The organism is Conyzicola lurida (assembly GCF_014204935.1).
GTDB lineage: Bacteria > Actinomycetota > Actinomycetes > Actinomycetales > Microbacteriaceae > Conyzicola > Conyzicola lurida.
The window spans coordinates 1,291,425-1,302,456 of sequence record NZ_JACHMJ010000001.1 but is presented as its reverse complement, the minus strand read 5'-3'; the positions used below and the strand labels follow the sequence as shown (position 1 = coordinate 1,302,456).

At 69.6% G+C, this 11,032-nt stretch carries 14 protein-coding genes; 6 read left to right on the top strand and 8 right to left on the bottom strand.

Annotated elements, in window-relative coordinates; all coding sequences use genetic code 11:
* Positions 1-54: 54 nt before the first annotated feature.
* On the top strand, positions 55-861 hold the full coding sequence (locus HD599_RS06285) for an AAA family ATPase (RefSeq protein ID WP_184234811.1): 807 nt from the start codon (positions 55-57) through the stop codon (positions 859-861).
* Between the two features lie 227 nt (positions 862-1,088).
* On the opposite strand, the gene HD599_RS06280 is transcribed toward HD599_RS06285, so the two are convergent.
* The 4 genes from HD599_RS06280 to HD599_RS06265 all read right to left on the bottom strand — a co-directional run bounded on the left by HD599_RS06280 (position 1,089) and on the right by HD599_RS06265 (position 3,668).
* Positions 1,089-1,637, bottom strand: a complete 549-nt coding sequence (locus HD599_RS06280; RefSeq protein ID WP_184234808.1) for a MerR family transcriptional regulator — start codon at positions 1,635-1,637, stop codon at positions 1,089-1,091.
* A 136-nt stretch (positions 1,638-1,773) separates the two neighbouring features.
* Positions 1,774-2,472 (bottom strand): transcriptional regulator FtsR, encoded by a 699-nt coding sequence (gene ftsR, locus HD599_RS06275; RefSeq protein ID WP_184234805.1) that lies wholly within the window; start codon positions 2,470-2,472, stop codon positions 1,774-1,776.
* Positions 2,472-2,990 carry an FHA domain-containing protein gene (locus HD599_RS06270; RefSeq protein ID WP_184234802.1) on the bottom strand — a complete coding sequence of 173 codons (519 nt, stop codon included), beginning with the start codon at positions 2,988-2,990 and terminating at the stop codon, positions 2,472-2,474. The genes ftsR and HD599_RS06270 overlap by 1 nt, the downstream gene beginning before the upstream one ends.
* Before the next feature lie 102 nt (positions 2,991-3,092).
* The gene (locus HD599_RS06265; RefSeq protein WP_184234799.1) at positions 3,093-3,668 is read right to left on the bottom strand and encodes a CDP-alcohol phosphatidyltransferase family protein; all 576 of its coding nucleotides are present in this window, start codon (positions 3,666-3,668) and stop codon (positions 3,093-3,095) included.
* A 104-nt stretch (positions 3,669-3,772) separates the two neighbouring features.
* Here HD599_RS06265 and HD599_RS06260 point away from each other — a divergent pair, with 104 nt between their 5' ends.
* A complete protein-coding gene (locus HD599_RS06260; protein WP_184234796.1) occupies positions 3,773-4,219 on the top strand; it encodes a hypothetical protein in 447 nt (148 codons plus the stop codon).
* Positions 4,220-4,236: 17 nt separating this feature from the next.
* Here the strand turns inward: HD599_RS06260 and HD599_RS06255 are convergent, their stop codons facing one another.
* On the bottom strand, positions 4,237-5,214 hold the full coding sequence (locus tag HD599_RS06255) for a siderophore-interacting protein (protein WP_184234793.1): 978 nt from the start codon (positions 5,212-5,214) through the stop codon (positions 4,237-4,239).
* A gap of 82 nt (positions 5,215-5,296) precedes the next feature.
* Here HD599_RS06255 and HD599_RS06250 point away from each other — a divergent pair, with 82 nt between their 5' ends.
* From HD599_RS06250 to HD599_RS06235, 4 genes are read left to right on the top strand one after another with little or no spacing between them, the layout of a single operon-like run.
* Positions 5,297-6,076 carry a lysophospholipid acyltransferase family protein gene (locus HD599_RS06250; RefSeq protein ID WP_184234791.1) on the top strand — a complete coding sequence of 260 codons (780 nt, stop codon included), beginning with the start codon at positions 5,297-5,299 and terminating at the stop codon, positions 6,074-6,076.
* Positions 6,073-6,474, top strand: a complete 402-nt coding sequence (locus HD599_RS06245; RefSeq protein WP_184234788.1) for a S4 domain-containing protein — start codon at positions 6,073-6,075, stop codon at positions 6,472-6,474. Before HD599_RS06250 ends, HD599_RS06245 begins: the two co-directional genes overlap by 4 nt.
* 52 nt (positions 6,475-6,526) lie before the next feature.
* Positions 6,527-6,745, top strand: coding sequence for a hypothetical protein (locus tag HD599_RS06240; RefSeq protein WP_184234785.1), 219 nt, complete (start codon positions 6,527-6,529; stop codon positions 6,743-6,745).
* 10 nt (positions 6,746-6,755) lie between these two features.
* On the top strand, positions 6,756-7,688 hold the full coding sequence (locus tag HD599_RS06235; protein ID WP_184234782.1) for an oxygenase MpaB family protein: 933 nt from the start codon (positions 6,756-6,758) through the stop codon (positions 7,686-7,688).
* Here HD599_RS06235 and HD599_RS06230 read toward each other — a convergent pair.
* The 3 genes from HD599_RS06230 to HD599_RS06220 form a co-directional block, all read right to left on the bottom strand.
* Complete coding sequence (locus tag HD599_RS06230) at positions 7,642-8,667, bottom strand: adenosine deaminase (protein WP_184234779.1); 1,026 nt, start codon at positions 8,665-8,667, stop codon at positions 7,642-7,644. The genes HD599_RS06235 and HD599_RS06230 overlap by 47 nt on opposite strands.
* Before the next feature lie 141 nt (positions 8,668-8,808).
* The gene (locus HD599_RS06225) at positions 8,809-10,329 is read right to left on the bottom strand and encodes an SPFH domain-containing protein (protein ID WP_184234776.1); all 1,521 of its coding nucleotides are present in this window, start codon (positions 10,327-10,329) and stop codon (positions 8,809-8,811) included.
* A 66-nt stretch (positions 10,330-10,395) separates the two neighbouring features.
* Positions 10,396-11,013: a TMEM175 family protein gene (locus HD599_RS06220; protein WP_184234772.1), complete on the bottom strand. Its 618-nt coding sequence runs from the start codon at positions 11,011-11,013 to the stop codon at positions 10,396-10,398.
* Positions 11,014-11,032 lie beyond the last annotated feature (19 nt).

Sequence of the window (11,032 nt, the reverse complement as noted above, 5' to 3'; positions counted from 1 at the left end):
GCACACCGTCGACGTTTAGGTTCATCCAGACTAGTGAAGGTATTGTCGTTGTTCGTGCATGTACTCAGCGTCAGTTCCCTCAAGGGGGGTGTGGGCAAGACCACGGTCACTCTTGGGCTCGCCTCTGCCGCCTTCGCAAAAGGCCTGAGAACGCTGGTGGTGGACCTCGATCCACAAGCCGACGTCTCGACCGGCATGGACATCGATGTCACCGGCCACCTGAACATCGCCGACGTCCTCGCGTCGCCGAAGGAGAAGGTCGTCCGGGCGGCCATCGCCCCCAGCGGCTGGACCCGCGGCCGTCCCGGCAAGATCGACGTGCTCATCGGCTCGCCCTCCGCCATCAACTTCGACGGCCCGCACCCGAGCATCCGCGAGATCTGGAAGCTCGAAGAGGCCCTCGCCAACGTCGAGAACGACTACGACCTCGTACTGATCGACTGCGCCCCCTCGTTGAACGCGCTCACCCGCACGGCGTGGGCCGCGAGCGACCGCGTGACCGTCGTCACCGAGCCCGGCCTGTTCTCCGTCGCCGCGGCCGACCGTGCGCTGCGCGCGATCGAAGAGATCCGCCGCGGCCTCTCCCCCCGCCTGCAGCCGCTCGGCATCATCGTGAACCGGGTGCGCATCCAGTCGCTGGAGCACCAGTTCCGCATCAAAGAGCTGCGCGACATGTTCGGGCCGCTCGTCCTCAGCCCGCAGCTGCCGGAGCGCACGTCGCTGCAGCAGGCCCAGGGCGCGGCGAAGCCGTTGCACGTCTGGCCGGGCGAGAGCGCCGAAGAGATGGCGCACAACTTCGACCAGTTGCTCGACCGAATCATGCGCACGGCGCGAATCGGCGACTACGCGGAGAAGCGCTGACCAGCATCGCTGAGTGAGCCTGTCGAAATCTGCCGGGCCGGTTGGGGTCTGGGATTCGACAGGCTCGACCCGCGTGGCGGGGTTTCGACGGGCTCGACCCGCTTGGCTGGATTTGACAGGCTCGACCCGCGTGGCGGGATTCGACAGGCTCGACCCGCCGCATGCACGGTTTCGACACAGACCGTAGACGGCCTTACCCGACCACCGGCGGCCGGCGGCCGGTGAGGCTAGGAGGCCTTGCTGACGCGGCGCTTGGCCAGTTCGTCGGCCGGGTCTTCGCCGAGCACGGAGTCGAACTCGATGAGGCTGGTCTCCACCTCGCGGAGCACCTTGCCGACGGCGATGCCGAAGACGCCCTGTCCGCGGCTGACCAGGTCGATGACCTCGTCGTTGCTGGTGCAGAGGTAGACGCTGGCGCCGTCGCTCATCAGCGTGGTCTGGGCGAGGTCGTTGATGCCCGACTCGCGCAGCTGGTTGACGGCGATGCGGATCTGTTGGAGGGAGATGCCGGTGTCGAGCAGGCGCTTGACGAGTTTGAGGACGAGGATGTCGCGGAAGCCGTAGAGACGCTGCGAACCGCTGCCCGCAGCACCACGCACGGTGGGCTGGACGAGCTCGGTGCGGGCCCAGTAGTCGAGCTGGCGGTAACTGATGCCGGCGGCGCGGGCGGCGACCGCTCCGCGGTAGCCCGTGTCGTCGTCGTGGTTGGGCATGCCGTCGGTAAAGAGGAGGCCGAGGTCGTAGCGGGAATCCTCGCTACGGCTGAGTTCACTCATGGCTTTTTCCTCTTAACCTTCATCGTGAAGTTGACGCTTAATGTTGTCGAACTCCACGGTACCGAGACAGCTGTCGGTCAGCCCGCACATCCGAGAAAACTGCTCGGCGTGTCGCCGCTGTTGATTACCGACGCTACTACGAATCGAGGCGCGTGAGGGCGGAGCGGATGAGACTGCTCCGCACAATTTCGAGTTGGCTCGCGATTTCGCGCGCCATTTCCGCGGCTTTCGCGCGGCTGGACGCGTCCTTGCGGCGCGCGACCGGCATCAGCGCGTTCTCGATCAGACCGAGTTCGCGCTCGGCCGCCGCGCGGAAACCGCGCAGGTGCCGCGGCTCGATTCCGGAGCGCTGCAGCTCGACGAGCGACTTGAGCACGGAGAGCACGTCTTCGCCGAAGTGGTCGGCCGGCACGATGAGCGAGGCGGAGACCGCGTCGTTCAGCAGCATGGCGTTGGCGCCGGCCTCGCGGATCAGCTCGTCACGGGAGAGACGGCGCTCGGAACTCAGCATCGACGGCGCCTGGACCGCACCGCCCGGGAGTTCGGGCTGGCGTCCGGCATCGAAGTCGTCGAGATAGCCGCGGATGACCTTGAGCGGGAGGTAATGGTCGCGCTGCATCGTCAGCACGAACCGCAGCCGGTCCATGTCGGTCGCGGAGAACTTGCGGTACCCCGAGTCGGTGCGCGACGGGGTGATCAGCTGGCGCTCTTCGAGAAAGCGCAGCTTCGACGGGCTCAGTTCGGGAAACTCGGGATTGAGTTTCGCCAGCACCTGCCCGATGCTCAGCAGGCCACTCGCCCCGGGCACTCGGGCCTGGGCGGTTGCTCGCACCACTACTTGCCAGCCGTGTTCGCGAGGTCGCGGCGAGACGCGTAGAACGTGAGGCGGAACTTGCCGACCTGCACCTCGGACCGGTCGCCGAGCGGCTCCGACGCGATGCGCTCGCCATTGAGGTACGTGCCGTTGAGAGAACCGAGATCCTTCACTTCGAAGTTCGTGCCGTGACGGAGGAACTGGGCGTGACGACGGGAGACCGTGACGTCGTCGAGGAAGATGTCGGCTTCGGGATGACGGCCGGCCGTGGTGACATCGGCGTCGAGCAGGAAACGCGCGCCCGCCGTGGGACCGCGGCGCACGATCAGCAGGGCCGAACCGGACGGCAGGGCCGCGATCGCGTCCTGCTCCTCAGCGGAGACCTCCCCCTCGAGTGCGGCAAGCTGGGCGCCGAATTCGCTGCCGAATGTGAGCGTCGTGTCGTTTTCCTGGGGCACGTTGGCTTTTTCCTCTTGCACGTCGGGGGTCTCCTGGGGTTCAAACTCGGTGGGCTCATCCGGAATCTCGGACTCATTCATCGCGAACCTCCTGCTAGCTACACAGCCGGGCTAGGTCTCACTAACCGCTGGTTGTCCAGCGTATCCGAATCGCGGGGGCGGCGAGACGAAAGAATTGCATTCCTAGCCGAGCTTCGCGACGCGGACGGCCTCACGCAGGTAGAGCACACCGGCCCACCAGTACAGAAACGCTCCCCAGAGCGCGAACGCCCAGCCGACCGGGTCCGCCACCGGCGCGGTGGCCGGGAAGGCCTGCGCCACCATGATGATCGGCAGGGCGTAGTAGAGGCAGAACGTGGCGACCTTGCCGAGGTGGTGCACGGGCAGCGGCCCGTACCCGACGTTCGCGAGCCCGACGCCGATGACGAGCAGCAGCACCTCGCGGCCCAGGATGACGGCGAGGAACCACCACGGCAGCACCCCGCGAACGGCGAGCCCGATGAGCGCGGCGAAGATGAACAGCCGGTCGGCGAGCGGGTCGAGCAGCTGGCCGAGCCGGGTGATCTGGTGGAACCGCCGGGCGATGAGCCCGTCGAGGAAGTCGGTGACGCTCGAGATCACCAGCACGAGCAACGCGAGCGCGTCCTCGCCGCGCAGGATCAGCACGAGGAACACGGGCACGAGCGCGAGGCGAAGGAAGCTGAGCAGGTTGGGCACGGTGATGACCCGGTTGCTGATGGCCGGCCCGTCGGTGCTCACGAGCCAGATTCTAGCGAGTGGCACCGCCCCGGCCGCGGTCGACGTGGCCGAAACGCCGCCAGCGTTTCCGCGATGCCTCGGCGGGCGGCCGGTAGCGTAGGAGCATGTCTTGCATCCGCTTCAACACCCCGGCCCAGCGACAGGCGATGCGCGACCACGCACCAGTGATGCTCACCCCCGAAGAGGCAGCGGCACTCCACCACGCCCCCGCGGTGACCGAGTCGAAGATCGCGCGGCTGCGGTTGCTCGCGACCCATACCAACCCGAAGATCCGGGAGAGCGTCGCCAGCAGCTACCATGCGCCGGAGGACCTGTTCGAGACTCTGGCCCACGATCCCGAGGTGAGCGTGCGCGCGTGTCTCGCCCGCAATGAGGCCGTCCCCTGCGACATCCTGCGCTCCCTCGCCGACGACGAGTCGGAGACGGTACGCGGCTGGCTCGCGGTCAACTTCTTCGTGCCCGCCGACGTGATGGAACGTCTCGCCGAGGATCCCGACGACACCGTGCGCTCCCTGGTGCGGTGGAAGTCGGATCTCGCCGTCGCCGGCTAGATCCGACGATCTCGGCCTCAGACGGTCGTGCGGCCGTTGCGCCAGTAGCCCATGAAGGCGATCTGGCCGCGGTCGATGCCGACCTCGCGCACGAGGTAACGGCGGATGCCGGTGATGGCCTCGGCTTCCCCCGCGATCCAGGCGTAGAGCCCGGCCCCCGTCGGCGCTTCCGGGACGTCCCAGACCAGATCGTCCGGCCCCGTGGGCTCGGCCACGAACTGGGCGGATGACGCGAGCGTCGTATCCACGATGTCGTGACGGTCCGCCACCCACGCGCGTACCGCGGGCAGCAGCCGCGAGCCGGGCGCTCCGCCGTCGCGCGGGATCCAGCGCACCGTCGCCGCCGCGGAGTGGACGAGGTCGAGCGCGTCCTCGGCCTCCGGCACCTCGATGATCGCGTGGGCGACCCGGTCGGCGGGCAGAGACTCGAGGATCGCGGCGATCGCGGGCGCCGCCGTCGCGTCGCCGACGAGCAGGAGCGAGTGCGCGTCGCCGGGGTGGAAGTCGATCCCGGCCGTCGACGGCGGGCTGACCGCGTCCGGCCCGATGACGACGATCTCGTCGCCGGGCGCCGCCACGGCGAGCCAGCGCGCCGCCGGTCCGTCGCCGTGCACCACGAAGTCGACGTCGAGTTCGAGACTCTGCGGGCGGATGGCGCGCACCGTGTAGACGCGCAGCGGGTTGCGCAGCTCGTTCGGCAGGGCCCGCCAGCGCGCGTACCAGGCTCCGTCGACCAGCGTCTCCGCGTCATCCCAGCCGCAGTCGCTGATGCCGACACCGGGCAGCGGGAAAATCAGGTTGATGCGCTGGTCGAGACCGGCCGTGCCGAAGGTCGCGAAGTCGGGCCCCGTGAACGTGACGCGGGTGAAATGCGGGCTGAGCTCGCGCACCGCCACGACCGACGCCCGGAACGGACGGTAGGCGGGGCGGGGCTGCCGCGCGGCGGGCGAGACGGGGTCGGAAGCCGCGGTCTCGTCGGCGGTCGAAGTAAGCATTACCTAAGTATCGCATCCCCGCGCGGAACACGGACAGGCGGATGCCCAGCCTGCCCGCCCGAAGTCCCCGTATTCTGAACCCATGACGAGGCGCGGCGCGGAACCCATCTACAGCACGGCGATCGGCGTGGGGCGGGCCCTGTTCGGCGCACTCCGGGTCAAGCCCGCGATCACCGGCGCGGAGAACTTCCCCGCCCAGGGTGGCGCCGTGCTCGCCATCACCCACTTCGGCTACCTGGACTTCGCCCTCGTCGAGTGGATGATGTGGAAGGCCAACCGCCGCCACATCCGCTTCCTCGCCCAGAAGGGCGCGTTCGACAAGCCCGGCGTCGGGTTCGTGCTGCGCGGGATGCACCACATCTCCGTCGACATGACGGCCGGCGCCGACGCCTACCGCGCGGCCGTGCAGGCGCTGCGCGACGGCGAGGTGCTCGGCGTGTTCCCCGAGGGCGGCGTGAGCGCGTCGTTCGAGGTGCGCGAGCTCAAGTCGGGTGCCGTCCGCATGGCCGCGGAGGCCGGCGTACCCGTCATCCCCGTCGCCGTCTGGGGCGGACACCGTCTGAAGACCAAATCGGCCGGCTCGTCCCTGCGGGAGAAATTCGGCGTGCCCGTACGGTTCGCCGTCGGCACACCCTTTACACCGAGCCCCGAGGATGACGCGGCCGACGTCACCCTCGGCCTGCAGCGGTCGCTGCAGACCCTGGTCGGCGCCCTGCAGGCCGACTACCCCGTCGACGGCACCGGAGCCTGGTGGCAGCCCGCCCGCCTCGGCGGTTCGGCGCCCACCCCCGAGGTCGCTGCCGTCGAGGAGGCCGCCCGCAAGGCGCGCAAGGCCCGCGAAGCGGCGGAACGACGCCGGTGAGCACCCAGCCGAAGCCGCCGTTCGTCCCGCCGACCTCGGTGCGGGTCGACAGCTGGATCTGGGCCGTGCGCGTGCTCAAGACCCGGTCCGCGGCGACGGCGGCGAGCAAGGCCGGCCACGTGACGGTGAACGACGAGCGCGCGAAGGCCGCGCAGTCGGTGCGCATCGGCGACGAGGTGCGCGTGCGCACCGGCGAGGGCGAACGCACGCTCGTCGTGCGGCGTCTGATCGTGAAGCGGGTGAGCGCGGCCGTCGCGGCGGAGTGCTTCGAGGATCTGACTCCCCCGCCGCCGCCCAAGGAGGAGCGCGTGCTGACCGCGGTGCGCGACCGGGGTGCCGGCCGACCGACGAAGAAGGACCGGCGCGAGATCGACCGCCTGCTCGGCGAGCACGTGTGAGTCGCTTCGGCAACGGCTGGCGTCATCCGGCCCGTCGACGTAGGGTCGCGCCATGAGCGATTCGACCTACACCGCACACCTCATCGGCGACGACGGAACGGAGACGGTCGAGCTCGACCTGATCCAGGGGCTGCCGCAGAAGAGCTTCGTGCGCGCCGGCAGCGGGGACTTCGAGGGCGAGGAGGTCGTCTGGGAACTCGTCGAGGACGGCGAAGACGAGGGCCTGCACGAGTACCGCGAGGCGGGTCGCCCGGGCGCCGACTACGCGTGATCACTCGCCGATGAGCCGCACCGTCGACACCTGGCGGTCGCACCTGCTCACCACCTTTTCCGGCGAGAGCGACGGGAAACCGGCGTGGGTCGCGAGAATCGCGGAGGGCGACGACGCGGGGTTCTTCGGCCCCGGATCGGCGGCCTGGGCGGTGCACGGCGGGATTCCGACGCTCGTCGCCGGCATCCGCGCCCTGCTGATGCAGACGCTCCACCCGGGCGCGATGGCCGGCGTGCACGACTGGTCGCGCTACCGGGACGACCCGCTCGGACGCCTGTCGGGCACCATCCAGTGGCTCGTCACGGTGACCTTCGCCGACACCGCCGTCGCGCGCGCCGAGTCGGCGCGGGTGGGCAGGTTCCACGAACGCGTCGTCGGCCGCTATCGGGACGCGGACGGCGTGGAGCGGCCGTACGCGGCCGGCGATCCCGAACTGCTGTCGTGGGTGCACGTCGTCTTCACCGACGCGTTCCTCTCCTGCCACGAGCTGTGGGGAGGCGGCATCCCGGGCGGTGCCGACGCATACGTGCGCGAATGGGCGACGGCCGGCGAGCTCGTGGGCGTCGACGACCCGCCGAGGTCGGAGGCCGAGCTCCGCGGCCGGCTCCGGGCATTCGGCGATGCGGGGACGCTGAAGAGCGACGAACGGGTCGCCGAGGCGGTGCGGTTCATCCGCAATCCGCCTCTACGGCGCGGCATGATGCCCGCCTACCGGGTGTTGTTCGCGGGCGCCGTGGCGTCGATCCCCGACGAGTATCGCGACCTGCTGGGCCTGCGTCGTTCGCGGCTGCCCGTGGTGTGGGCCACCGGGATCGTCCTCGGACTGGTGGGACGGGTTCTCGGATCCCGGTCCACCTCCGAGTCGGCCGCTAGGGAGCGGCTCGCGAGACTGGCGGTTACTCCCCCAGAGCCCGGGTCGACGCGAGCGACTCGGCGACCGTGAGCGTTTCGGCGACCTCGGCGAGGTAGCCGGCGCGCTGCTCGTCGGAGATGAACGAGGCCACGAACGAGTTCGCCGCGAGCGTCGCCAGTTCGACGGAGGTCAGGCCCATCTCCCGCTCGATCGCCGCGAAATTGTCGTCGACGTAGCCGCCGAAGTACGCGGGGTCGTCGCTCGAGATCGTGACGAGCAGCCCCTCGTCGAGCATGCGGCGCAGCGGGTGGTCTTTCAGCGCGGGCGGTGCGGTGCGCAGCGCGACATTGGACAGCGGGCAGACGGTGAGCGGGATCCGCTCCGCGCGCAGGCGCTCGACCAGTGCCGGATCCTCCAGCGCGCGGTTGCCGTGGTCGACGCGTTCGACGCCGAGCAGGTCGAGGGCCTCCCAGACGTACTCGGGACCGCCCTCCTCGCCGGCGTGCGCGACCCGGTGCAGTCCCTCGGCGGCCGCCATCGCGTAGACCTTCTCGAACAGCGACGGCGGGTATCCGATCTCGGTCGAGTCGAGTGCCACGCCGATGAACTGGTCGCGGAAGGGCAGCGCCGCCCGGAAAGTCTCCTCCGCGGCATCCGGGCCCAGATCTCGGAGGAACGACAACAGGATGTCGGCGGAAATGCCGACCGTCTCGCGGGCCTCCTGCACGGCGGAGGTCAGCCCGGCGAAGACGACGGCGAGATCGACGCCGTTGTTGATGTGGGTCTGCGGGTCGAAGAAGAACTCGGCGCGGCGCACGCCTCCCGCGGCGGACCGTTCGAGGTAGCCGAGGGCGAGGTCGTGGAAATCGCGCTCGGTGCGCAGCACGGTGAGGTTGGAGTAGTGCACGTCGAGGAACGACTGCAGGTCGGCGAAGACGTAGCGCGCCGACAGCTCGGCCGGGTCGTAGGTCGGCAGGGCGATCCCGTTGCGGCGGGCCGCGGCAACGAGGAAGGGCGACTCGACGGTCCCCTCGATGTGGATGTGCAGTTCGGCGGTGGGCCAGATCACGGTCGCTCCTTCGTCGGGTGGGGTTCAGCTTGGCACGGCCTGGGTGGTGCGCGCAGTCTCACGCTTCGTCGGGCACGTCGACCGGTGGCGAGACACGGAACGCCCCTCCCGCGAGTGGGAGGGGCGCTCCGTTCGGTGCGGCTAGATCGACGGGGTGGTGTCCGCGGGAGCCGTCGCGACGGGCGCCGTGCGCGGCTTCTGCGCTTTCGGAGCCTTCGCCGCGGGAGCGGTGCCGGCGGCCAGCGCGTCGCCGGCCGCCGCACCGGTCGCCCGGCCCGTGACGATCTCGGCGATATCGATGCCCGTGAGGTCGCGCACGATCTGGGTCGCGGTCGCCAGCTGGGTGGCGACGTTCTGCCCAACCTGCTCGGTTCCGCTGCCGTCGGACGAGATGACCGTCATGTTGTTGATCGCGGCGAGCGGCTCGGACGCCGCACGCACGATGTCGGGCAGCTGGCCGATGACCTGCTGGCGCAGCAGGTCGTCGGCGCGCTCCTCGAGCGCCTCGGCCTTGGCCCGCGTGGCCTCGGCCTCGGCGGAACCCTTGACGCGGATCGAGTTGGCCTCGGCCTCGCCCTCCGCGCGCAGTGCCTCGGCGGCCGCGATACGACGGTTCTTCTCGGCGACACCCTCGGCCTCGACGGCTTCCGCGCTCGCCTTGCGGGCGTCACGGTTGGAGTCGGCGGCGGCGACGGCGGCCGCGGCGGATGCCTCGGCGTTCTTCAGCACCGCGTACGCCTCGGCGTCGGCGACGGCGCGGATCTCGGCGTCGAGTTCCTGCTTGCGCAGGCCGACCCGGGATGCCGCGTTGATTTCGTCCTGGGCGATGACACCCTGCTGCGCGATCGACTCGGCGAGCGGGCGGGCGGCGGCCGCCTCGGCGCGGGCCTTGTCGGTCTCCTTCTGGATCTCCGCGTTACGCAGGTCGAGCTTGCGCTGCTGCTCCGCGACGGCCTGGTCGGCGGAGATGCGCGCCTCTTCCGAGGCCTGGCGCGAAACGGACTCGGCGATCTCGGCGACCTGCTTGACGCGGGCGGCTTCGGCGCGGCCGAGGTCGCGGATGTAGCCGTTGTCGTCGTCGATCTCTTTGATCTGGAGCGTGTCGATCTGGAGGCCCTGAACGTCGAGGGATTCGCGCACGGCCTCGAGCACCTGGCCCTGCAGCGCCGAGCGGTTGGTGATGATCTCGGTTACCGTCAGCTGGCCGACGATGGAACGCACGGAACCGCTCAGCACCTCTTCGGTCGAGGTCTCGATCTGGTCCTGCTGGTTCAGGAATCGCTGGGCGGCGGCGCGCACCATCGACTCGGAGCCCCCGACCTTGACGACGGCGACCGCGTTCACCTTGATCGTGATCGCGTCTTTCGTCTGGGCGGTGGCCTGCACGTTGAGCTGGCGCGACCGCAGGCTCAGCTTGAAGTGGGCCTCGACGATCGGCATCACGAAGACGCGGGATCCGAAGACGACGCGCTGGCCGCCGTTCTCGTCCTCGTCGCCGGGCTTTTTGACCGTCTTCTGCCGGGAGGTGACGATGATCGCCTCGTCGGGCTTCGCGACTTTGATGCCGCGGAGGAACGTGAACAGGACCGCGAGGATGAGGACGACGAGAACGACGACGACGACGCCTCCGACGAGGGCATCCGAGGGCAGGGGGGTTTCCATGTGAGCTCTCCTGGGGTTCGTGGTGCCCTCCCAGTATGTCGGAGAGTGTGGAATTCCGCTCAGTTGTTAGGCGGTGCCGCGGGCGGCCACGGCGCGTCGCGTGAGCCGGTCGCCGAGGATGCCGGCCGGGATCAGCAGCAGGAGGGCCCAGAGGCCGACGCCGGGGAGCACCAGCACGATGAGCAGCACCACGAGCATCGCGACCGTGCTCGTGGCGGCGGCGTGGATCGTCAGCGTGCCGCGTCCCTCCTCGGCCTGGATCGCGGGGTTCCTGATGGCGATCCATTGGATGACGGTGATGGCGGCCGAGGCGACGCACATGGTCGCCACGTACAGGCCGGAGGTCAACGGGTCGTCGATGCCCGACGGTGCGACGAGCTCGGTCGGGAACGGCAGGAAGGCGATGCTGCCCATCCAGAGGAAGTTCGCCCAGAGCAGCGGCCGGGTGTAGCCGTCGAGCCGGGTGAACACGGCGTGGTGGATGAGCCAGAACCTGCAGATCACGGCGAAGCTCAGCACGAAGGCGAAAAGCTGCTCCCAGTGGTCGGCGAACAGCTCGCCGAGGCCGCCGGAGCCCAGCTCGGACGCGGTGTCGACGAGGGGCAGGATCAGCAGGGTCGCGGCGATCGACACGACGGCGTCGCTCAGATTGACGAGTCGGTCGAATCCGCGCTGGGCTGCCATGCTGCCATTATGCGCCGCG